22 protein-coding genes are annotated in these 23476 nt (G+C 33.6%); all 22 read right to left on the reverse strand.

From position 1 onward, the window contains the following. Position 1: 1 nt before the first annotated feature. The 22 genes from WH223_RS12960 to rfbC all read right to left on the reverse strand — a co-directional run bounded on the left by WH223_RS12960 (position 2) and on the right by rfbC (position 23429). Entirely contained in the window at positions 2–1087 is a 1086-nt protein-coding gene (locus WH223_RS12960) for an EpsG family protein (protein WP_340048145.1), read from the reverse strand. Then, positions 1088–2254 (reverse strand): hypothetical protein, encoded by a 1167-nt coding sequence (locus WH223_RS12965; protein ID WP_340048146.1) that lies wholly within the window; start codon positions 2252–2254, stop codon positions 1088–1090. It abuts the gene before it with no gap. A 503-nt stretch (positions 2255–2757) separates the two neighbouring features. Further along, a complete protein-coding gene (locus WH223_RS12970) occupies positions 2758–3756 on the reverse strand; it encodes an oligosaccharide flippase family protein (RefSeq protein ID WP_340048147.1) in 999 nt (332 codons plus the stop codon). Beyond that, on the reverse strand, positions 3737–4723 hold the full coding sequence (locus WH223_RS12975; protein ID WP_340048149.1) for a hypothetical protein: 987 nt from the start codon (positions 4721–4723) through the stop codon (positions 3737–3739). Before WH223_RS12975 ends, WH223_RS12970 begins: the two co-directional genes overlap by 20 nt. Continuing rightward, on the reverse strand, positions 4708–6216 hold the full coding sequence (locus WH223_RS12980) for a capsular polysaccharide export protein, LipB/KpsS family (RefSeq protein ID WP_340048150.1): 1509 nt from the start codon (positions 6214–6216) through the stop codon (positions 4708–4710). Before WH223_RS12980 ends, WH223_RS12975 begins: the two co-directional genes overlap by 16 nt. Positions 6217–6220: 4 nt before the next feature. After that, positions 6221–6967: an SDR family oxidoreductase gene (locus tag WH223_RS12985; RefSeq protein ID WP_340048151.1), complete on the reverse strand. Its 747-nt coding sequence runs from the start codon at positions 6965–6967 to the stop codon at positions 6221–6223. Further along, positions 6954–7760 (reverse strand): nitrilase-related carbon-nitrogen hydrolase, encoded by an 807-nt coding sequence (locus WH223_RS12990; RefSeq protein WP_340048152.1) that lies wholly within the window; start codon positions 7758–7760, stop codon positions 6954–6956. The genes WH223_RS12985 and WH223_RS12990 overlap by 14 nt, the downstream gene beginning before the upstream one ends. Positions 7761–7766: 6 nt before the next feature. Then, complete coding sequence (locus tag WH223_RS12995; protein WP_340048153.1) at positions 7767–9059, reverse strand: glutamate-1-semialdehyde 2,1-aminomutase; 1293 nt, start codon at positions 9057–9059, stop codon at positions 7767–7769. 13 nt (positions 9060–9072) lie between these two features. Beyond that, a complete protein-coding gene (locus WH223_RS13000) occupies positions 9073–9828 on the reverse strand; it encodes a hypothetical protein (protein WP_340048154.1) in 756 nt (251 codons plus the stop codon). Position 9829: 1 nt separating this feature from the next. Continuing rightward, positions 9830–10843, reverse strand: a complete 1014-nt coding sequence (locus WH223_RS13005) for a Gfo/Idh/MocA family protein (protein ID WP_340048155.1) — start codon at positions 10841–10843, stop codon at positions 9830–9832. A gap of 1 nt (position 10844) precedes the next feature. Continuing rightward, positions 10845–11894: a nucleotidyltransferase family protein gene (locus tag WH223_RS13010; protein ID WP_340048156.1), complete on the reverse strand. Its 1050-nt coding sequence runs from the start codon at positions 11892–11894 to the stop codon at positions 10845–10847. Between the two features lie 13 nt (positions 11895–11907). Further along, entirely contained in the window at positions 11908–13062 is a 1155-nt protein-coding gene (gene neuC, locus WH223_RS13015) for a UDP-N-acetylglucosamine 2-epimerase (protein WP_340048157.1), read from the reverse strand. Beyond that, on the reverse strand, positions 13063–14067 hold the full coding sequence (neuB, locus tag WH223_RS13020) for an N-acetylneuraminate synthase (RefSeq protein ID WP_340048158.1): 1005 nt from the start codon (positions 14065–14067) through the stop codon (positions 13063–13065). Beyond that, on the reverse strand, positions 14064–14687 hold the full coding sequence (locus tag WH223_RS13025) for an acetyltransferase (protein ID WP_340048160.1): 624 nt from the start codon (positions 14685–14687) through the stop codon (positions 14064–14066). Before WH223_RS13025 ends, neuB begins: the two co-directional genes overlap by 4 nt. Positions 14688–14689: 2 nt before the next feature. Next, entirely contained in the window at positions 14690–15832 is a 1143-nt protein-coding gene (locus tag WH223_RS13030; protein ID WP_340048161.1) for a LegC family aminotransferase, read from the reverse strand. Position 15833: 1 nt separating this feature from the next. Then, the gene (locus WH223_RS13035; RefSeq protein WP_340048162.1) at positions 15834–17021 is read right to left on the reverse strand and encodes a UDP-N-acetylglucosamine 4,6-dehydratase; all 1188 of its coding nucleotides are present in this window, start codon (positions 17019–17021) and stop codon (positions 15834–15836) included. Positions 17022–17029: 8 nt separating this feature from the next. Continuing rightward, the gene (locus WH223_RS13040) at positions 17030–18088 is read right to left on the reverse strand and encodes a lipopolysaccharide biosynthesis protein (protein ID WP_340048163.1); all 1059 of its coding nucleotides are present in this window, start codon (positions 18086–18088) and stop codon (positions 17030–17032) included. Positions 18089–18119: 31 nt separating this feature from the next. Next, the gene (locus tag WH223_RS13045; protein ID WP_340048164.1) at positions 18120–20636 is read right to left on the reverse strand and encodes an SLBB domain-containing protein; all 2517 of its coding nucleotides are present in this window, start codon (positions 20634–20636) and stop codon (positions 18120–18122) included. Between the two features lie 35 nt (positions 20637–20671). Then, complete coding sequence (gene rfbA, locus WH223_RS13050; protein ID WP_340048166.1) at positions 20672–21532, reverse strand: glucose-1-phosphate thymidylyltransferase RfbA; 861 nt, start codon at positions 21530–21532, stop codon at positions 20672–20674. Between the two features lie 28 nt (positions 21533–21560). Beyond that, positions 21561–21950, reverse strand: coding sequence for a GxxExxY protein (locus WH223_RS13055; RefSeq protein WP_340048168.1), 390 nt, complete (start codon positions 21948–21950; stop codon positions 21561–21563). A gap of 29 nt (positions 21951–21979) precedes the next feature. Further along, complete coding sequence (gene rfbD, locus WH223_RS13060) at positions 21980–22852, reverse strand: dTDP-4-dehydrorhamnose reductase (RefSeq protein WP_340048169.1); 873 nt, start codon at positions 22850–22852, stop codon at positions 21980–21982. Position 22853: 1 nt separating this feature from the next. Beyond that, a complete protein-coding gene (gene rfbC, locus WH223_RS13065; RefSeq protein WP_340048170.1) occupies positions 22854–23429 on the reverse strand; it encodes a dTDP-4-dehydrorhamnose 3,5-epimerase in 576 nt (191 codons plus the stop codon). Between the last annotated feature and the right edge of the window lie 47 nt (positions 23430–23476).

Below are 23476 nucleotides of genomic sequence, written 5' to 3' on the forward strand. Positions count from 1 at the left end.
ATTAATCTAAAATTGTTTTGAAAGGCACATATTCTTCCATATATGGTCCATTTAATGTCTGTGTTAAACGTAAAATAAGATAAATTAAAAAAATAGTTAAGAATATAAGTCTAGAGTGTTTAGACTTAAATTGGGCAAAAATAAAAGCTGCAAGTATTATTTGAAAGAAGTCAAATGCGTAAGACATCCTAACTAAAACCAAAGATACAGGTAAAGTCATAAAATAAACAATTGCCCCAAACCAATAAATATTTAAATAACCTTTAAAAACAGGAAAATCATTAACAATTCGTTTATAAAAATAAAAACTCGTTATTAGTATTAATAATTTATTTGAAAATCCCCTCAACATAACACTAACAATATTTAGTTCTTCTTTCTGGGAACTATTATAATCCTCATCAAGATATCCATCTAACTTTGCTTGTACAACACCACCTAAATTCCCAGCTATAAATTCCATAACCTTCGTCAAAAGTAATGATACCAAAATGGAAAGAATTAAAATTATAATCATTTTCTTTTTACTAAAATCTAAATTATAAATCCACCATGAAAGCAAAAACAAAAAGCTAGTTCGATGAAATGAACAAGCAATTAGAACAAAGATTACAAAAAGAAAAGGTTTTCTCTTTTCTATAAAAACTGTTGAACAAAAAAGAATTACAACTGCTATCCATTGCCTAACAAACAATACATTAGCAAACTGAGTTGACCATAAAAACAATAGAGAAAGAAGTGGATAAGGACTCATCCGTTTAATCGCAATACTCTGAAAAAAAAACAAAATAGCACCGGAAAAAATTAGTAAAACAGTATAATCATCACTAATAAACTTCACAAGTTTATTCAGGTAATGGAAACCTAGTTCATAACTATCTGTTTCAAAATCTAGATTTTCAATACTCTCAAAATAATTATAATAATTTTTCCAATCCGTTCCAGTTTCCCATCTAATAAAGGATAGAAAAAAAAAGGAAAGGCAAAATAAAGTATAGATTAATCCTAGAAACCGACGATCTAATCTTATCCCTTCAAGAAGAACGAAAAGTGATAATACAAAAAAAATAAGATAATAAAACGTCACTTATATACAATTTATTTCAACTAATTTTTCACGAAGAGTAGTGCTTAATGCTTTTGGAGACAATAATAATTGAATTTCTTCGAAATTTGAAGCAGTTAAATATGCTTTATCATCTTTAAGACTATAAATAACACCAACAAGTTCATCTAAAGTGTCGACTAAATAACCAATTTCCCCATACTTCTCAAAAATGTAACTAAAATAATCATTCCTCAAGGCCAATATAGGAATTCTTTTATCTATCGCATCCATTATTGCCCCACTAGCGGTAAATTTATATGTATTTATTGGATACAAAAAAACAATAAAATCAAAATTTTCAATACGTTTATTAAACTCATCCCTGCTAAGCATTCCATTACTAGAAAATAATTGGATTCCTTTTTTTATCAACGACTTTCTATCAAAAAAAATTTTCCCAACTATTTTAAGACAAACATCATCATTTTTTAATAAATCTAATTTATCAGCTAACTGACAAAACAAATTGGCTCCCTTAATCAAATTAAACACACCGACCCAACCAAGAACGAGCCTTTTTTCCCTCTCTTTTTTTTCTAATACTTTTTTTTCAAAAATATATCCATGATCTAGAGATAAAAAATTCTTATGAAATTGAATTGGTAAAACTTTCATTAAATTTTGAAGAATTATATCTCCTGTTACAAAAAAATACAGATTTGTACATAGAACATTTTTCTTATTCAAAAAAAAAGATGTAATACGCCCCTGTAGAAGTCTATGCAGAATACCAGTTTCACTACAAGAAGGAATAAGTAACTCCATTTCACCATGACAAAAAATTAAAACTTTTCTTTTAAAGATTCTATTAATGAGATTAACCATACTCAATGAAAATGCATTGTTATAATTAAAAACAAGAAGATCCTTAGGTGAAGATACAATTAAAAAAAAACAATTATAAATGGTAGAAATTAAGTACCTAAAAGCCAAAGCAAATCTCCCCCCTCCCTCTATAATCCAGATATTCCTAAAACTCACGTTTGAAAAATCCGTAACTAAATTTAATATATTCAAACGATTCCCTCTACCAGAATAATAAGTAATATTAGGATAAATTGTTGAGAACATGATTAACAGGGAGGCATTAAATTGTTCATGCATCGTTCCATGACAAAAAGAGTCAATTATTTTAACTTTTCTCATATCCAATCCGGTTTCTTATGTTAATTAAAAGTTCCTTAATTTCAATGCTTACATTATACTTCACCATAATACAAAAAAATAACATTGAACAGAGCAGGGTTTTTATCAAGCTAGATAATATCGAATGATTGATAATCATATCTATACCTGCCGCAAATAGCATTATAAGTGGAATTAAACAAAAAATGATTAATGTGCCTTTACTAAATGGAAGAACTTTCATTCTCTGCCAAACAATTAAAACTTGAAAAAAAGCTAAGAAAATTATACATATAGTACTTGAGAAAGCTGTTCCGTAAATCCCCATGATTTTCGTAAGGTAAAACCCCATAACAACACTTATTATAGAAAAAAAAATCGAAAAGACTAACGTTATATAATACCACCTAGAAACCGTTAAAAGTTGACCAATAGAGCCTATGGAAATATCTACCAATTTACCAATTCCTAAAATTAGAAAGACATATTTACAAATACGATACAATTCTCCATTTGGAATCAAACTATAAATTGTATCTATATTTTATCCAGACTAAAAGAAAAATATAAGTTGCCATAGCTAAAGCAAAATTAGCGTTTGATTTAACCATTTGTTTTAACTCTTCTCCAATTCCTTGCTGAAAGTATACTTTGGCAATCTTTGGAAAGGATATATTTAATATTGCAGAATATGGTACAAGAATAATAGTAACAAAAAACGTAGCAGTAGTATAATATGCTAAGTTAGATAAATCTGTATATCTACCAACAAAATAGATATCTATTTTAGAAATTAAAAAATAGGTTAAATTTGATACCGCAAGAAATAGTGTAAATTTAATAAAGTCAGCAAGTAATTTATTTCCTGTCAAAAAAGCGATACTAGGTAATAAATTTACTTTAAACTTTTTCAACCAGAGAACATAAATAAAACTAATCAAAATACAGAGTAAGGTTCCAAAGGAAACTATATATAAAGAAAGAAAAAAGTCATTTGTAAAAATAAAACAGATTACAGAACATATGTTAAACAACTTGACAACAATATTCTTTAAAAAATTTATAACAAAGATATTCCCTAAAATTGCTGAATAAGTCTCTAAAATTAAAAAATAAGCATAAGAAAATATTAAAGGAATCAAAAATAAAACGTATTGATATACAAAATTATAATCCTCTTTAGAGGATATTAATTTGACAACTTCAGAACGGTAAAAGATAAATAGCACAGCTCCAAACCCCATTAATATTAAAGGGACAATAAAAACAAAAAAATCAAAGCCTCTATTAATAGCACCTTCTTTAAAAAACTGAAAATAATATTTATTAATTACAGTCGGTATACCTAGATTAAAATAAACAGCCATGATAGCAGCATACTCTAATAGTAACCGATATAGTCCATTATATTCAACAGTCAAGTATCTTGGAGCTAGGTAAACTGTAAAAAATGCACCTAAAATCACTCCTAAATAATTCACCAATGAAGTTTTTAAACTTTGTTTAATTATCGATGTACTCAATGTTACTTATCCTCCTTTTATCACTATAGTTTAAACTAACAACCCCTGTTCTAAACTGATTAAAATTGTCTATCAAGAACTTTGGACTGTCTAATTTTTCCTGAGATATTAATTCATAATAATTTACATCATCCATCTTAAATGCGCAATCAATTTTTGTCGGATTTACAAATGAAATGTTATTTTCTAAACAAAACTCTACAGACCTTTCATCCAAATCTGTCACATGTGCAAAAGAAGTTAATTTTTTCAAAATTGCATCTTTTGAGAAACAAAAGGTATACTCATAAGCTAACCGAGATTCAGAAGATACAATGCGTCTTGAATTTATAGAAGGATGTCTCACTTTATGACAGGAAACTATATTTTTCAAATCACCTAATTTCACAATAGGACTAAAACGCTCTCTATAAGTTTTATTATTAAAATCATAACAGTAAATATCTCTACGAATATAAAAAGGAGTAGAGTTTGTCCTTAAAAGCCCTTCTAATTCGAGTCCCTTTTCCCCATTAAAATCAAAAATTTCATCGGCATCACATAATATCACAATATCATCATGAGAATATTTTGATTTTAAATAATCTAATGCTGCCCCTCTCTGATTAATTTCAGCATAAAAGGATGCTAATTCCGCATATGGAACTTGGTCATAACTTTTACCAAAATTGCTGTTTAACCAACGCTTAATTTTTCGCTTGAGAAGGGTTATGAAACTCGGTTCATAATTAAAGTTATAGTTATCCTCAAACTCTATGTAATGAATCTTCTCTATAAATTTTTGAAATCTTGGTTGGGATAAAATTAGATTTAAATATTTCTCTTTTCTTTTACCTTGAAACGTATACACTCCTTCTATAATTACACATTCAGAAATAAATTCATCTTCAACATTAAATTTTAACCAAAGAAGCTCTTGTTCATGAGGTTCACTAAACATAAAAGTTGATATTATTTTTTTATCCATGGCATTAATTCTCTTAATATGGCTGTTCTATATGTTGAATTTTTCATTTTTTTAACATTATTTATGTCAAAAATTTTAAAAACTCTTTTCCAAAATTTAGGACTTGATAATTTAATCGATACTCCAAATAAAGTTTCGAAAAAAGTTGGGTCTAAATCATTTGGCAGGTATATTTTATTATCCCTAAATGCAAAATTATTACCGAAGCTCATCCACCAGTAACCATATATCATTACATTTTCTTTAGGCTTAGATTTAAGACTATCATCATTTATCAGTTCCATCAAACCCTTTCTATCTCTAGGAAGGTAAGAAACATCTAGATTTTCAAAAAAAGATTTTCCCAAAAGAATTGAAGGTTTTCCAAAAAAACAGGCTTCAATTCCAAGAGTAGAACCGAAAGTAATAATTTTATTAGATGAGCGTAATAACTCATAACTAGAAACGTCAGATGTAGATTCGTAAATTTTCAAATTCTTAATTCCTTGCAGTTTTAATAAATGGCGAGTTTGGGTGTTATCTAAGAATCGTAAATTCGGATGAATTCTCAAAACAAACTGCTTTGTATCATCTTTTTCAAAAAAATTACAAATATCAAGTATCGCATCCACTTCATTTTCATAAATAAAAACATATTTCTCCCATCCTGGAACTGATGCAAATTCATCTATGGAGGAGTTAAAAAAAGTAATCACTTCCTTTTCAAACTGAACTTGTACTTTCGAAATATTTGCATTTGCAAAAGTACCATCCATTAGTGTTATACCTTTCATCTGAGCCTCAAAGAAATTATCAGAAACTTGTTTCTTAAAGTTCAAATCTACGTTGTCACTCCATGCTTTTCTCATTTCATTCTCCCTATAATAGGTATCATGAGGTATTGCGCAGTTTAGAACATGATATTTATCATATCGAGACGTGAACTCAAAAACTTTAAAATCAATATTATGTTTTTGGCAAAATCGCACAACAGGGGAATATGTAGACATACGTCCATTAAAAACATACACTAAGTCAGGCTTGATTTTCAAACATAATTCCTCAAGTGTATCGATAACTAAAGCGGCATTGAACAATTCTTGAATAACCTCTTTTCTATAATCTTGTATAGAGAACTCATGATCTCGGATTAAACTAATTACAGAAGATAAAACACCAATACCAATGTTTACTCCTTTATAACAGATTGATCTCAGTGTTGTAATATCTTCTAAATCAACAAACTCTCTTACTTTAGAATTTGTATAATTGACAAATAATGGATTACCGATCGATTCAAGAAACTTGACAGTTTTTTCAAGTAACCTATTATAATGATAAAAACTATATTTTGGATCTACATAATTTGTTTGAGATGCAACTAGCTCAAAATTAGAAGGAACAATATAAACCTCATCAGATATACTCAAATGCTCGGCTATAATCTCTAATTGAATTTGTCCTATTAAATTTAACCGAGGGTGTGCTGTGTGAAAGAAAATTACTTTTTTCATTATTTTATATTGCTGTCCATCCACCATCAACCATTAAATTGTGTCCATTTATAAATGACGCATCATTAGACAAAAGAAAACTAATAGCCGGTGCAATTTCCTCTGGCCTTCCCAATCTTCCCATAGGGGATTTTTCACTATATCGCTTAATAAAAGAAGGATGTTGATTTTTTTCATCAATAATACCTCCTGGAGAAACACAGTTTATTCTCAAATTATACTTACCATAGTAAGAGCATAAATATTTAGTGAAATTAACTATTCCACCTTTAATTGCAGAATAAGCTGCAGGGGATGTCCCTCCATATTCCTCATATAAGCTGAAGTCATTTCCAACAACACCATAAATAGAGGCTATGTTAACCACTGATCCAGACATTTGCATTTTCATAACTTCCAAAACACGTTGGCATATATAAAATACTGCATTTAACTGCATATCAACATTCTTCTCCCAAGAGTCATAAGGAATTTCTTCAAATTTCAATCCCCAATCACTCGTTCTTGGATAAGAAAGGTTTACCAAACCATCAATTCGATCATATTTCTTCAAAACAAAATCAATTAATTGGTCTATTCCAGCTTTTTCTGCAGTATTACAAAGCACAAAATCAAGATCTTCTATAAGATTCGAATTCATGGAAATATCAGCACCAATAACAATGGCCCCCTTACTTAATAAATCCTTAACAGTTAGCGAACCAATTAATCCAGATGCGCCAGTTACTATAATAATTTTATTTTTTAACATTTCCACTTTTATTTAACCAAGTAGAGTATAAATCTATCCTTCTATCGCTCTTCACAGGAAAGCTTTTTCTATATACTTCTACAGCATCCACATCTAAATCAAAAATTTTCATATCATCTTCCTTAATGACAGCCTCCAAAAGACTTCCTGTTGCAGAATATATAATTGAGTTACCAGCATAATGCAAATCATTCCCATCAATACCTGACCTATTGACACCTATCATATAAACTTGATTCTCTATTGCTCTAGCCTTTAAAAGACTTTGCCAATGATCATCTCTTCGCTCTGGCCAGGAGGCAATATTAACAATTACATTATTATCAACAGCTAGAGCTTGGTAAAGCTCAGGAAACCTTAAATCATAACAAATTGTAATACCCCACCCCCCCACAAAATTCACTTGTTTTAAATCTGAACCAGCTGCATAAAACTTTTCTTCACCACTGTATGAGAATGGATGAATTTTTTTATATATCTCAAGAATATCTCCATACTCGCTAACAACAACACAACAATTGTATATGTTACCTCCTTCTCTTAATATTACACCTGCAATAAGTTTAATCTTATATTTAACCGCTAACTTTTGATATTCCTTAATTGTTACAGAATCATTAAAAGGTTCTGCTAACTTTTCGGAATTCATAGAAAAGCCTGTCAGTGTCATCTCAGGAAAAATAATACAATTTGCTCCATTCAATGCGGCTTTTTGTACATAAACTTTAAAATCCTCTAAACTTGCATCCTTACTTTCCCAAACAGAATTAAAAGAAACCAAAGCAACTTTCATACTAAACTAATTATATTTTCTAAAAACAGGTTTAATTACTTTAGACTTTAAATAATTATTTAAATTACCGTTTAATGCTTTTTTAACAATTTGCAAAGAGTGTTCTATCGCTCGTAGCGCTAAATCAAGCTCTTCCTTCTGATGTGCATGTGACAAAGCGATATAAGGCATAATTACACCATTATTAATCATTTCTTGTGCAAAAAGCGTTCGAAGTGGTAAAGAAATATTTCCATCAAAATCTTTTAAGATATAGTTTGGAGAACATTCAAATCCTTCAACATAGAATTGGTCCTCAATACCTAAATCTTTAGAAATATTATTCATTCCAGTTACTAACTGATTTCCGAAATCCCAAAAATGTTTAACCACATTCTCTCTTTTAAGAATCTCTACGGTCTTAATAAAAGCACCAAGGGCACTCATTTCTGCACCATGCGTTGTCGATGTTAAAAATACACGCTCCTGCCCTTCTTCCAAAATCCCCCCAATTTTCATAATCTCTCGTTTTCCACCAAGTGCGGCGACAGCAAATCCATTAGCCATAGCTTTACCAAAAGTACATAAATCAGGTTCGATGTTATAATAATTCTGTGCCCCCTTTAAATCCCATCTAAAACCTGTAATCATTTCGTCCAAAATAAAAATAGCACCATTTTTATGACATGTATCTTTCACTTTCTGCAAAAAATTATCCTTAGGACCTTCTGTAGTCGTTGGTTCCATCAGAACTCCGGCAATCTCACCTGGATATTGATCAAATAAAACTGCTAGTGATTCTATATCATTATAATGAAATTTTAAAGTATATTGCCTAAACTCATTCGGAATCCCTCTTTCTAAGACAGTAGAGCCAATAAACCAATCATCATAGGAGAAAAAAGGTTGCTCATAAGGAATAGCAATATATTTTCTTCCGGTATATGCGCGTGCAAGTTTGACTGCTGCAGTAGTCACTGCAGAACCATGCTTGGCAAACTTTACCATCTCAACGGAAGGAATTAGATCGACTAAAAGCTCAGCAGCAGCGAGTTCCGTCATAGAAGCTCTTGTAAGATTGTTTCCTTTTAAAATTTCCGCATAGCAAGCATCAGCGATCTCTTTATTGCCGTAACCAATATTAACTGAGCGTAAGCCCATACCAAAGTCTAAATATTTCTTACCATTAGGATCAAAAACATAAGCACCTTCGCCTTTTTCTAGAATAGACGGTGCATTTTCTGGAAATTGATCATCTCCTCTTGAATATGTATGGGCTCCGCCCGGAATTAATTCGTGTAATCTATTTCTATATTCCATAATACAAAACGTTCTAATTCTCTTCTTTCTGTTGTTTTTTAAAATTATTCCAGTACTCTTCGCTTAGTTCATCATTTATATCATTCCATTGATTTTGAATAACGGTACTAACAAGGGCGAAATCATCAATTTCAATAATAGCGTTACCTATTGATTCTATTACCTTTTGAAAAAAAACAGCGTCTTTATCGTAATCTAAAGTCATTCGAAGTTTTTCGTAACCTATTGGACTTACTAAAAGTAAATCATCAGCTTTTTTCATATCAAAAATTCTTCCCCATCCTGTTTCCAAAGTCGAATTTTCTAAACCTTGTATGACTTCTTCTAAATAACTAGTTTTATATCCAAAAACATTCATCCCTAAGGATAATCCTGAGGTTTTTGCTAGTACATTATTAGTTATTGATAAACTTTCAAATACTAATCTAGCTGCCGCAGGTGAACATAAAATATCATCTCCATCAATAGAAAGAATATTATCTACACCATTAGCTTTTGCACACTGCAAATGCCTAAGTGGGATATTATCATCTGCTCCATAAAAAATCTGAACATAATTATTAGAAAACACTTCAAACTGTCTGTTTTCTTCTAAATCAGAAGTAACAATAAATATATGGACATTTCCCGCTAATAATTCTGAAGAAAATTCAAACTCCATCCTTTTAATCAACCATTCCAAAAATGTAAATCCATTAGCTTTAATCAAATGTTTTTGCTTTAGCCTAGAAGAACCTAATCTAGCGGTTATAAAAACACCAGTTAACATATTAAAAAGGAGTAATTACATTGTTATTATCTGCATATTCAACTGCATAAAGTAGTTTTAATACTCTGTGATCATGTGCTAAGGAATTAGGATAATCAACTCTTGCAAATGCAGCTTTTGTAAAGGCATCCATTTCTTCAATATACATTTGCTCCGTGATATTTTTATTATACCCTTCTTGTGCGGCAATTGTTTCATAACTTATTTCTTCCCACGTCTCTTCTTCTGGGTGATAAATCTTAATTACACTATCATCCCAATTCCAATACAACTGTTTCTCACTTCCATTTATTACTAGTCGTCTTGTCGCGTACCTTGAAACAACATCTACAGAAAGATTAAAAATCATTGGCTCATAATCCAATAACAGATTATAAGTATCATCTATTTCATCGGCACCTTCGATATCAATAGTTTTTTTATAGAGCCCTACAACACGCTTTGGGAACCCCAATAACAAGGTTATCCATGTCAACTCAAATGGAACAATTTCTCGCCCACCACCTGTTTCTTTTTTAGATACGTAATAATCCTCCACTGGTTCATACGAATGCCAATCTGGAAGAAATTGTCCCGAATGATAAAGTATATTGGATATTCTTCCCAAATACTTCTCTTGTAAGATCTTTGAAATTTTCTTAATTGCAGCATGAAAATACAAGGTGCATGATGGTGCAAGTAGAATTCCTTTTGCATCAGCCTCCTTTATTAAACTGTCCATATCTGTATCAACAACACTTGCCTCAATAAATGTCGGAATTTCTAACTCTAAAGCCTTCTTCATATAAATATGATGAAGATCTGGTGGAACAGAAATAACAAATGCATCAACACCACTTTGAACAACCATATCAAAATCAGAAAAAACCTTGATATTATATATATCTTTAGCTTCAGCTCTACGATCTTCTCGTAAATCATATCCATATATATTTTTATATCCTAAAGCTATTAAATTTCTAACCCGTCTTTTTCCCATAGAACCAAGTCCTATGACTAAAATTTTCTTTTCCATATTAAAACTTAATATAATTTATATCCTCTTGTGCCTTATTAAAGTCATCATGTTTTCCAATGTCCAACCAGTAACCTCTAAGGGGAAATGAGGTTACTTTATAATTTTCTGCAATAAGTTTTGATAACAAATCCGTAGCGTTAAAAAAACTATTCTTGGGAATTAACTGACATATTTCTCTCCTCATCAAATAAATGCCAGCATTCGCAAAATATGTGTAAGTAGGTTTTTCTGTAAAATTCTTAATTACATTATTATTTGTTTCCAAGATTGCATAAGGTATATTAACATTATATGGAATTGTTGCTACAGAAAAATCAGCGTCTGACTCTATAAATTCTAAAAAAAATCTTTCATAATCTATATTTGTTAAAACATCTGAATTAGTCACTAAAATGTAATCATGAGTAAAACTTTCAACCTTTGATATTGCACCTATTGTTCCTAAAGCTTGATCCTCTTGAATATAATTAATTTGGACGTTTTTAGTCTTCCCATCTCCAAAAAAATCTACAATCTTTTCTCCTAAATATTTAATTGAAATCCAAAAGTCATCGACACCAAACAGTGCTAAACGGTCTAAATTATGCTCAATTATTGGTTTTACCCCAACCTTTAATAGGGGTTTTGGTATATGATCTGTCAATGGACGCAACCTTTCACCACGTCCCCCCGCCATAATAACAGTATCTACAGGTAAATATGATCTTAAAAATCGAAAATTTATTATATTGATAACAATCCCATCCTTATCTAAAACGGGAATTATTCGATAATTATTTTCCCTGAAAGATATTACGTCTTGTATCGTATAGTTTCCTTTCTGAAGAAACTTAGGATTCAATTGAATGAATCGGTCAACGATATCTTCCATATTCAAATCGGACAACAAACCTCTCCTCACATCGCCATCAGTTAAAGACCCTAATAATTGTCCACTTTCAGACACGACAAATAGAATCGAATCAGCGGCCAATTCATTTAGTTTAGAGAGAGCCTTTTTAATAGAGGATCCAGTTGTAATTAAGTGTTTCGTATATTCGTACTGCATTATACCTTTCTAATTATTTATTGAAGAAAACTTTGTATTTAACCTCTTGTTTCAAAAAATTCACTAGTTCCCTTAAAATTTTTTCTGAAGCTCCACCGTTATTGTACGGATTAATTATCGAACTCAAAGAATTAGTTAATAACAACTCTTTCACAACGGCAAATCCTCTATTTATATCAATTATTGAACTTACAACATTTACCACTGAACCAGCTTGAATCCTTCCCTTTTGCCTTTCACCAATATTTATAGTTGCCGTTTTTAGAGAAGGAGCTTCAATAATACCGCTAGAACTATTTCCAACTATCGCAGTACAAACTTTCACAAGCGATAAAAATCGTAATGAACCAAGGCTATGAAAAGTAGCCGCTTTATTTGGGTTCTTAAATACAAAAGAATCAATCATTTGATTAATTATCCTGCCATCAGTATCTGCATTAGCTTTTGTGAAAACAAAAAAACTATCTTTCTGCTGATCAATAGCATCTAAAAGAACCTGAAACTGATCAGCTGAGGTTTGATTTCCCAATGTTTCTGGATGAAAAGTTACCTGATAATTATACTTTTTAAAGCGAATATTCAAATCTTCCTCAAGTCGCTCTTTTGTTAATAACGGTAAATTCTCGATATTATCTAATCCTATTGCACCAACATTAAAAACACGATTTGGCTGTTCGCCCATCTGTATAACGCGCTGTCTATAATCTGTTGTAGAAGTAAAATGCAAATGGCTAAGCTTCGTAATGGCATGCCTTATTGCATCATCATAGGCCCCTTCAGTAATTTCACCGCCATGCAGGTGGGCGATTGGAATCTTAAAAATAGTTGCCGCAGACGCTATTGCCAACATCTCATACCTATCTCCCAAAATCACAATAACATCAGGCGTCAGACGAGGAAAAACGTCCGCTAATCCACTAAGAGCTAAACTCATGGTTTTTACAATACTTGATGCAGTATCCGAGGACAGCAAGATTTCAATCTTCTCATCAATAACAAAGCCATCAGCTTCTATTTGTTTATAAGTTAGACCAAACTCCGGAGACAAATGGGCCCCCGTAGCAATTATCTGCAATTTCATGGAATCAGATTGCTGAATTAAATGCATCAAAGGCTTTAGCAAACCATATTCGGCACGAGTAGCAGTTACAATACAAATTTTATTCATCTACAACTCTATTAAATCATCTTCATTAAAATCTTGAGATGCAATCTTACCAAGGACAGTGTCCCATTTCATCGGTGATATTCCAGTGCCAGGCCTTTTAACAGTTATATTTGCTTCAGAAAATAGTTCTCCTTTACGGATTTTTGTAGAGGCCACAATGCTCTTTCTAGCAATTGACATATTTTTACGTTCCGATTCACTAGGCTCTTTTATACCATTTCCTGAAATCGCTTTTTCTATATTACGAATTGCATAAACCATTGCAGTTAAATCCATTGGTTCCAATGAAGCTGCATGATCAGGTCCTTCCATTTTATTGCTTAGCGTAAAATGTTTTTCTATAATACATGCACCCAACGCAACTGCGGCAATCGGCACCTCAATACCTAATGTATGATCAGAGTACCCCACCGCAACATCAAATTGGTGTTTTATACTCAACATTGCTTTTAAATTGACATCTGACATAGGGGTTGGGTATTCTGTATTACAATGCAAAATAGTAATATCAGTTATTCCGTTATTTTGAAACACAGAAACAGCCGCAGCTATGTCTTCCATTGTACACATCCCTGTCGATAAGATTACCTTAGAAAACAAAGTCGCTGCTTTTCTAAGATAAGGCAAGTTTGTAACTTCTCCTGAAGGAATTTTAACCAAATCCAAACCAATATCTTTAAGATATTGCAATGACTCTAGATCGAACGCTGTAGAAAAAAAATTAATACCTTTAACTTTACAATAAGCAATTATCTTTTCATGATCCTCATGAGATAACTCCAACTTCTTTAACATATCAAATTGCGAATCCTCACCATCGCCTGTATTTGCAATTTGATATTCCGCTTTTTTGGCATTCTTAGAAACTAATTTATCTGCTTGAAAGGTTTGAAATTTTATATAATCAACTCCAGCGGCTACCGCCGCATCAATTAATTTAAATGCATTTTCAAGTTCACCATTATGGTTTACTCCGGCCTCAGCAATGATTAATACCTTATTCATTTTTTCATTTTTCGAGCAGGGTTTCCTACCCATTTTTCACCATCTGGAATATCCGTTAGTACTACACTTCCAGCGCCAACAATCACATTCTTTCCAATTTTTACACCTTGTTTTATCACAGAGTTAGCACCAATAAATGTATTATCTCCAACTTGGATATTTCCCGCTAAAACCGCGCCTGGAGCAATATGTACCGCACTTCCCAAAAAACACTCATGTTCTACAATAGCACCAGTATTTATAATACAATAGTCACCAACAACAGCAAAAGGATTTAAGACACAATTAGATGCTAGGAAAACTCCTTCGCCAAGCCTTACAAAGTCGTTTATTAAACTTGAAGGATGTACAACAGAAATAAGTTTTTTACCTTTTGCCTTTACACTGACAGCAATTCGAGCACGAATATTATTATCACCAATCCCCAAAACAAACCCCTCTACATTATCCCATACAAAATCAGCATGGCTTTCATCACCTAAATAACTAAGTCCATAAGGATCTCTGTTTCCCAAATAGGTCTTATCACAATAATACTGTATAGCCAAGCCCATCTTTACACTAGCGTCTAGTACAACATAAGCGTGTCCCGAATAACCGATTATTGCAACCCGATTCATAACTATCTCACACTACTTGGTATGTTAACAATGCGTTCTTCTAAAAACTCGGCATTGCGCTGCGCATCACGCTGGTAATGCTGATACATAGGCAACTTATACATTAAGTTCCAAATAGGCCTTGTCATTACCCCGGCTGCATTGGTTTCTTTTAAAAAAAGTTCTCTTTCAGTCTTGTCAGCAAGTTCAACACACATTAACCAATAATTAGCCTTCGTGTCTGGTGTTTCTTTTCTAAAATTAACACCCATATTTTTGAAAAACAAGCCATATGTCTCGGCAAGTTCACGCTTATCCCTTAAGAAAGAATCCAACATTTCCATTTGTGCACAAGCAAGAGCGGCATTCAGGTTTGGCATACGAAAATTGTATCCTAATTCATCATGAAAAAACTCATAGGCATGCGGTTTTTTTGCTGTAGTTGTCAAATATTTTGCTTGTACCCCAAGCGTTTCAGTATTGGACACAATCGCACCGCCACCACCACTTGTTATCGTTTTGTTTCCATTAAAAGAAAAACCACCAACAAGCCCTAAAGTACCTGTATGCTGGCCTTTGTAAAAACTTCCAATGGATTCAGCCGCATCTTCAACAAGTGGAATATTCCATTGTTTACAAACAACTATCATTTCATCTAAATGTACAGGAAAGCCAAAAGTATGCATTGGCATACATGCAGCAATACGTTTTCCTGTCGATTTGTTATAGCAAACACCATCCCTAATCTCTCCGAATTCGTTAAGAAATACTTCCACCGCCTTTGGTGAAAGGCCCATTGTATCCAAATCCACATCCAAAAAAACAGGAGATGCATTATTATAAATAATTGCATTTGCCGTCGCGACAAAAGTCAAAGCCTGCGTAAGAACTTCGTCACCGGCGGATACCCCAACCAAACGAAGAGCTACTTGTAAAGCAGCTGTCCCATTCACAACTGCAACAGCCTTTGTTGCACCCGTAAATTTCTCCATTTTCTGTTCAAATTGATCGACATAACGTCCTACGGAAGAAACAAATGTCGATTCAATAGTTTCAATCAGATATTGCTTTTCATTTCCTCGAAAACGAGGTTCATGTAGCGGAATAAATTCTTTTGTTTTATATTGGTCTCTTGTGAAAGAGATAAAATCATGAATGTAACTCATTTTACATTTTAGCGTCTAAATATTTACCTGTTTCTTTATGTCCGAAATCAGGGATCATTTGAAAAAACAACTCTAGAATCTCGTCCTTCTCCCATTTCCTATTTGACTTCATGCGTATAATTTCGCTTTCAAATAAGTTCAATTTATCAAATTCAACATTTAAATCATTCTTTATAACACCTAGGTTACAGAAACGTTCCATATCCAAGACTTCTTTGTCGGTATAAAATTCTTCAAAGTCCTTCTCTCCAGTGGTATCACTAGCTGTAAACAAACAAGGCCACTTCCCTTCTTGAGGCAAAGTGTCTACTAACAATCGAGCTTCTTCTTCATCCTTACACAAAAAAACCTCATAACCAATGTCTTTTAAATACTTTTTAGCAATTTCAGCGAAAGTGATTAAATGCAGTTCTTCACTCAGTTTTGGAAAAAAAACATCTCTATTCTCACCAAAAAAACACGACATTAAACACAATTCGCCAGATTCCTGAGGAACAACAAAATACCTTTTTATATCATTTGGAGCTACAATTGGTTGTCTTTTTTCAATCCGTTTACTGAAACCATGCAATAATGACCCATCTGAAAAAGCTACATTAGCGAAACGTGCTGTAGAAATTGTAATATTCTGACTTCTTCTCATCAAAAACATTTCCATAATACGTTTGGATGCTCCCATCATATTAACAGGATTTGCAGCTTTATCTGTTGAAACACAAAAATACTTCTTCACACCTTTAGCAATGGATTGTTGTAACGTTTTATCAGTATTAAAGACATTAACATCAATCATACGCATCAATGTATAGGGATCCTTTTCACTACGTACATGTTTAAGTGCTGACAGGTTCAAAACAAAATCATAATTGCCATCACTCTCCCAAAAAGCATCATACTCAACAGAACCGATATCAAGTGCAAACGTCTGAAAATCGCCATCGATATAACCATAGGAACTGCGAATGTCCCGTACAAGTTCTACCATATTGTTTTCACTGATATCCACCACGTGTAATTTCTTAGGATTACGCTTAAATATCTCCTTTACAGTCGCCTGTCCTATAGATCCGGCCCCTCCTATAACAAGAAATTTAGAAGAAGAGATAATTCTACTTAGTGCCTTCTCATGTCCTGTTATATCATTCGAAAACAACTCCTGTGTCCTTCCAATTAAGTTTAAAATACTCATACCTTGAATTAGTCTTTTAAAGTTGACTGATAAACCTTTTTAAAAACAAGAAAAAATAATACAATTAAGCCAACCCCCAAACCAAATAATACCATCATTTTTAATTTCCCAACACTTTCCACTTTTAAGGGATAAATCGGCTCATCAACTTTTTGAATTAATGGAGCTTCTTTTAATAAGGCCATTTTAGACATTTCTAAATTCTGCACCAATTGGCCTAATATCGTCCTATTCGTCTCTGCTGAAAACTGAGACCGCTGCGAAGGTACAATGCGTTGCGCTTGCTTTGTTGGATTTAAATTTGGTGTTGCATCTATTACAACCGCTGCAGAAGCTATTGCTCCATTCATAACTGCCCGAACGGAATCAGTTTTATGCTGTAAAATAGCAATATTATCTAAGGATTTTTTCGTTTTTGTCTGCACATAAAAATCATTAACTTCTTTAACTAAGGCCTCATTAAACTCCTTAGCAAAAGTTTCATTTTCTGATTTCACATCAATTTTTATGATCGAAAGCTTTTTATCAGGCTTCCCAACGTTTAAAAACTCTTTATTTATAGTTTCGACAGCGGTAGCTATTACACTATCTCTTTGGCGTTGCTTTAAAGCATCGATTTGTATTGATTTACCAAAATTTATACTCAATAACTCAGGTTTCTTTTCTTTCCAACGATCTTTAGTATTTGTAATAATAAGGAACTTATCTATTAAAATTTCTTGATTAGTCTCTAAAGAAGGAGTAAGTAATGCTGCCTCAATCATTTTCCGAGATTTGTATAATTCTAATAGATTATCCCCTTGAAAAATACCTCCTCCAGCGCCACCTAAATCAATTCCGGCCATAGCAGCCATACCGGCATATTGCCCTAATCCCCCTCCTCTCTCTCCAGATTCTAAGACAAAAGTAGTCGTAGCTGTATAAATAGGCTTTTTAGACTTTGTGTAAAAAAAACCTCCTGATGCGCCAATCAGAACGGCTGTTAAAAGAATATACCATTGAGAGAGAAAATACCTCAACCATTCTTGAATATTAAGAATAAGATCTTTTAAAGAAGTTTCTTCCATGCTATTGTTCAAGCCTTTAGTCATCTCTGTTTTATCTTAGTAAACTAACAATAATAGCAGCTAAAGAAGCAACTCCTGTTCCCAACCCTATCCAGCTTTGAGCTGACATGCGTTCACGTGGAGCACGTTTCGGCACCACAATTTCAGATCCTGGTTTGATTTCGGGATAGCCACCAGCGCGACCTTTAACAGCCCCATTTGCATATTGCACAAATACTTTTTTCTTTAATGCCTCCGTCGTGAAACCTCCTGCTTGATTCACATAATAACTTAAAGACTTCCCCTTTTGATAAACAACATTATTTGGATTTAAGACCTCGCCCATTACACGTACTGTTTGAATCTCTTTTGGCACATAAACAATATCCCCATCCATAAGAAATAAATCATTCTTACCATTAGGCTTCTCTAAAATTTTATGCAATTCAATACCAACTAAATCACTTGGTTCCGCAACTACAGTTTCTACATTACCGGATTGAGAGACTTTACTTAAGGCTTGTTTACTAGCTTTTGTCGCATTCTTAACACTTCCATTTTCTATAGCTTCGAATTCTTCATCCAAATCTACATCTTGTAATTCTGCATTCAACTTGCGTTCTTTTTCAGCTTCTTTTCTAAGTTTAGATGCGCCAGTACGACGTAAAGAAGCTCCTTCCGTATAAGCATAAGTAGTCAAACCTCCAGCGCGTGCAATAATATCAGAAATACGCTCATCTTCACGATTGATAGTATAAATACCAGGATACATAACTTCCCCTTCAACCTTTACTTGGCGTTGTTCTCTAAAGCTAGCATCCCCTAAAATACTTACCACATCATAAGGCTTTAACTCAATGTAAGGACTTTCTAGTTTACCCTCTCTAATATTGACCAAAATTGTTGCCGCAGATATCGAATCTTGTGCTCCACGATTACGAATACGTCTAGCTATTTCGACACGTGCATTTTTCGCTTCTTCCGTTAAGCCTCCTGCTTGTTGAATAACATCCGCTAAAGTAGCCTTACTTGCAAAAGGAAAATCACCTGGCAAACGAACCTGCCCTTGTACGGTTATTTTATATTCATCACGTAAATCAAAAATTGAAGAAATAACGATTTTATCTTCTCTTCTTAAAGGCACGTCGGTGGCAGCCCCACTGATAATATCACGTACGTTAAAATTAATCAGCTGAAGCGTATTATCTGTCGCAAGACGGTTTATCAATCCGCGATCCATAAAAGCATCCTCACGCAGTCCTTGTGCTTTTTCAAGCAAAGTACGCAAGGTCATTCCTGGTTCTAGACCATAGGCTCCAGGGCGAAAAACAGCCCCGAGAATACTAACTCTATTCTCATAGCGTGCTAACAATTCCTCCGCAACAAAATTATCCCCGTTTTTAGGTTCATAATTTGCAAACTGGTCCGCATAAACATCCGTAATCTTACGTTCACGATCTGTCTTTTGAAAGACTTTAACCTTAGCCGTAAATCCGTTCTCTGCGAAACCACCAGCATAGTTTAATAAATCTTGTAATGACTCTCCAGAAACAATTTCAAAACTAGCAGGTCGTTTAACTTCCCCCTCAAAAGATACACGGTTAGCATAAACAGGGATATGAATAATATCCTGATCTTGTAGGCGAATATTCCCTTTTTGCATACCGTTGACTAAGAAATCATAGACATCAATCGTTGAAATTACTCGATTATTTCTAATCACTTGAATCGTACGATAAGAACCATTTTCGGCAGGCCCTCCAGAAGCATACAATGCATTAAACACGGTCGCCAAAGAAGGCAAGGTATAGGTACCTGGCTTAGTCACAGCCCCAGTTAATGTTACATTTATACTCCGTATATTACCAATATTTACATCGACTTTGGTTGCTCCCGAACGGATAGCCGAATATACCGTACTTAAACGTTGACTAATTTTACTTTTAGCACTAGCAACTGATAACCCTGCAACATTGATAACTCCAACATAATCCACCTTAATATTACCTTCAGGACTAACCTGAAGACGATAAGAAGCTTCATTATTACCCGTAATGTCCAAAAGAATTTCATCATCAGGACCAATAATATAGGAAGGAGGTGTTGCTAATCGTAAATTAGGCTCAAAAGTTGTTGCGTTATTTTTAAATAAATCAGCACCAAAAACCTTTGGTTTCCCTAAAGCCAAGATACTATCCTGACGATGCTGCAGAGAATCTTGGTCATTAAAAAAACGACTAGATTTAGCTTGGACTAAACCTGAAACTTGACGGCCTTTACCACCAACCTCAGCTGTAGCCTCTTTACTTCCGAAGGAAGAAGATGAACCTTTTGACTTTATTTTCTGCAACCGATCTTGCAACTTTTTAACTTCAGCACTGGATATACCTTGAGCACGAGCAAATTCAGGAAGCTGCGCCTCTGAATAGCCCATCGTAGCTGCACGTTTCACATACTGTTCTACTTGTGCATCTGTCAAATCATCGACCTTAAAACTATTTGCATTTACTTGGGCTTGCGCCTGTACTAAATAGCTTACTGTAATAACTAGGAGTAAAAGTTTCCTCATTTTTTATTATTGGTTTCCCACAAAAATAGTCAATTCTATTTAACTATACCTATCAAATATTCCCCATAACCAGATTTCCGTAAAGGTTCAGCGACTTTTAGTAACTGCTCTTTAGTCATCCAACCCATACGATAGGCCACCTCTTCAATGGCCGCAATCTTCATACCTTGTCTTTCCTCAATCACTTGCACAAATTGACCGGCTTGCATCAATGATTGTATCGTCCCTGTATCCAACCAAGCGGTACCACGATCAAAGATCCCAACCTTCAACTTACCACGTCTCAAGTATTCTTTATTTACATCCGTGATTTCTAACTCACCTCGATACGAAGGCTTAATACTTTTAGCAATCTCAACAACATCATTATCGTAAAAATAAATACCTGGAACAGCATACTTTGACTTAGGGGATACAGGTTTCTCCTCAATGGAAACAACTTTGTTCTCCGCATCAAACTCTACTACACCATAACGTTCCGCATCCTGCACGTAATAAGCAAAAACCACGCCACCATCCGGATTCACACATGATTGTAATAGCTTCGACATTCCCGACCCATAGAAGATATTGTCTCCCAGGATTAAAGCGACCTTATCATTACCAATAAATTCTTCACCAAGAATAAAAGCTTGCGCAAGTCCATCTGGACTTGGTTGCTCTTTGTATGAAAATTTACATCCTATATTAGAGCCATCGCCTAATAACTTTTGAAAATTAGGTAGATCTTGCGGTGTGGAAATTATTAAAATTTCATTAATCCCGGCCAACATTAAAGTCGACAAAGGATAATATATCATTGGCTTATCATATACGGGCATCAATTGCTTAGACACTGCTAATGTCAACGGATGCAACCGTGTACCTGAACCACCTGCTAAAATAATACCTTTCATTATTATCTATTTAAACGAATTTTTCGAATTAAACCAAATTAAGATTAATTATTCTTTTATATACTAAAGAAGACTGCCCAAAATTTATCAAAATTCCTAGCTTCTTATTTGTTGCTTTTAAATAATTTTTCAATTGTTTATTAAAAGATTCGGTTAAGTAACTAACTGCTTTTATTTCTAATATAATATCATTAAAACAGATAAAATCTGCTTTAAAATTTTTGTTTAACTTGATATCGTTGTAATAGAGATCCAATTTCTTTTCTCTCTCAAAAGGTAATTTTTCCTTTTGAAACTTCAATTCCAGTATTTCATTATACACAGATTCTAAGAATCCACTTTCCATATCACGATGAATTTCCATACAGACACCAATGATGCGACAACTTTCCTCTTTGTATATCAACGGTTTATTCATCTACATACGTTTTGCGTAATTCGTTAAAATTAGTGAAAATTCGTAAGAGCTCGTCGAAGGCTCAACTTCCAATCAGGAACTTCTATCCCATAAACCATTTTAATTTTCGATTTATCGAGCAACGAATATTTAGGACGTTTTGCTGGTGTCGGATATTGCGTTGTTGGAATCGGGTTGATTTTACAATCTAAACCCTTTATCTCTTTAATAGCTTCAGCAAAATCATACCAAGAAGTCTCTCCTTCGTTGCTATAGTGATAGACTCCTCCTTGCCAAACATTTCCTTCAATGATTGAGACAATTGCTTCGGCCAAATCTTTAGCATATGTTGGTGAACCAATTTGATCATTAATGACTGAAATATCATCACGTTCAGTCATCAATCGAATCATTGTCTTCACGAAATTATTACCGTAGGTAGAATACACCCAAGATGTACGAATGATAATACCTTCAGGCAACCATTTCTGGATAGCCTGCTCACCTTTCAATTTGGTTTCTCCATATGTATTTATAGGATTCACTGAAGCATCCTCCTGCAAAGGCTTGTCTGAATTGCCATCAAAAACATAGTCCGTAGATATAGCAATCAACTTAACATCATGTAAACGACAATATTGGGCAATTTCTTCACTTGCGAGATGATTCACAGTATCAGCCAATGCCGGTTCTGACTCTGCCTTATCTACCGCCGTGTACGCTGCCGCATGAATAATGATATCTGGTTCATACATAGCTAAAATATCGTGAATCAATAAGGTATGATCCAAAGGCAATTGCTTACGATCTAAAAAGAACGTATGAAACTTTTCATTTGTACCTAGGAGCTCTTTAAGCTCCGAGCCCAGTTGTCCATTAGCACCTGTGACTAAAATTTTTTGAACTTGAGAAGCTACTGCCATCTTATGAATGCTTTATTGAAGAAGAGATTGCCACATTTTGAAATTCTTGAAAAGACAATGCTTCTTTATCTTTATCTGAAAGCAATAATTCTTCAACTGGAACCTGCCAATCAACCGCCAAATCTTTATCTAAAGGATGTACGCTGCATTCTGAATCCTTATTATAGAAATTATCACATTTGTAAAAAAATGTTGCTACCTCACTAAGTACAACAAAACCATGTAAAAAACCTCTTGGTACAAATAGTTGTTTATTATTTTCGGCAGAAAGTTCGACCGCAACATACTGACCATAAGTTTCAGATCCAGAGCGGACATCAACCGCAACATCAATAACTGCTCCTTCTAAAACACGAACTAATTTCGCTTGTGCATGCTCACCAACTTGCGCATGTAACCCGCGTAAAACGCCTCTTTTAGAATACGATTGATTATCCTGTACAAAATGCATAGTAGTACCAGTTAGCGCATTAAAGGTACGCTCATTAAAACTTTCAAAAAAATAACCTCGGCTATCGCCATATTTTGTAGGCTCTATAATAAAACAGCCTTTTAATTTTGTTTCTTGTATTTGCATTTTAGTAACGGCTTTTAATCATAAAAAGTAACTTGCAAAGAGATTTG

This window comes from Sphingobacterium sp. MYb382 (assembly GCF_037572665.1).
In the GTDB taxonomy this organism is placed as follows: Bacteria; Bacteroidota; Bacteroidia; order Sphingobacteriales; family Sphingobacteriaceae; genus Sphingobacterium.

Coding starts and splice junctions, on each gene's coding strand:
- WH223_RS13010 (WP_340048156.1), bottom strand. CDS start 11,894: ATGCAGTACGAATATACGAAACACTTAATTACAACTGGATCCTCTATT.
- WH223_RS12975 (WP_340048149.1), bottom strand. CDS start 4,723: ATGGATAAAAAAATAATATCAACTTTTATGTTTAGTGAACCTCATGAA.
- WH223_RS12985 (WP_340048151.1), bottom strand. CDS start 6,967: ATGTTAAAAAATAAAATTATTATAGTAACTGGCGCATCTGGATTAATT.
- WH223_RS12980 (WP_340048150.1), bottom strand. CDS start 6,216: ATGAAAAAAGTAATTTTCTTTCACACAGCACACCCTCGGTTAAATTTA.
- WH223_RS13030 (WP_340048161.1), bottom strand. CDS start 15,832: ATGAGTTACATTCATGATTTTATCTCTTTCACAAGAGACCAATATAAA.
- neuB (WP_340048158.1), bottom strand. CDS start 14,067: ATGAATAAGGTATTAATCATTGCTGAGGCCGGAGTAAACCATAATGGT.
- rfbD (WP_340048169.1), bottom strand. CDS start 22,852: ATGGCAGTAGCTTCTCAAGTTCAAAAAATTTTAGTCACAGGTGCTAAT.
- rfbA (WP_340048166.1), bottom strand. CDS start 21,532: ATGAAAGGTATTATTTTAGCAGGTGGTTCAGGTACACGGTTGCATCCG.
- rfbC (WP_340048170.1), bottom strand. CDS start 23,429: ATGCAAATACAAGAAACAAAATTAAAAGGCTGTTTTATTATAGAGCCT.
- WH223_RS13005 (WP_340048155.1), bottom strand. CDS start 10,843: ATGGAAAAGAAAATTTTAGTCATAGGACTTGGTTCTATGGGAAAAAGA.
- WH223_RS13055 (WP_340048168.1), bottom strand. CDS start 21,950: ATGAATAAACCGTTGATATACAAAGAGGAAAGTTGTCGCATCATTGGT.
- WH223_RS13000 (WP_340048154.1), bottom strand. CDS start 9,828: ATGTTAACTGGTGTTTTTATAACCGCTAGATTAGGTTCTTCTAGGCTA.
- WH223_RS13025 (WP_340048160.1), bottom strand. CDS start 14,687: ATGAATCGGGTTGCAATAATCGGTTATTCGGGACACGCTTATGTTGTA.
- WH223_RS12995 (WP_340048153.1), bottom strand. CDS start 9,059: ATGGAATATAGAAATAGATTACACGAATTAATTCCGGGCGGAGCCCAT.
- WH223_RS13040 (WP_340048163.1), bottom strand. CDS start 18,088: ATGGAAGAAACTTCTTTAAAAGATCTTATTCTTAATATTCAAGAATGG.
- WH223_RS12990 (WP_340048152.1), bottom strand. CDS start 7,760: ATGAAAGTTGCTTTGGTTTCTTTTAATTCTGTTTGGGAAAGTAAGGAT.
- WH223_RS12965 (WP_340048146.1), bottom strand. CDS start 2,254: ATGAGAAAAGTTAAAATAATTGACTCTTTTTGTCATGGAACGATGCAT.
- neuC (WP_340048157.1), bottom strand. CDS start 13,062: ATGAATAAAATTTGTATTGTAACTGCTACTCGTGCCGAATATGGTTTG.
- WH223_RS13035 (WP_340048162.1), bottom strand. CDS start 17,021: ATGAGTATTTTAAACTTAATTGGAAGGACACAGGAGTTGTTTTCGAAT.
- WH223_RS13045 (WP_340048164.1), bottom strand. CDS start 20,636: ATGAGGAAACTTTTACTCCTAGTTATTACAGTAAGCTATTTAGTACAG.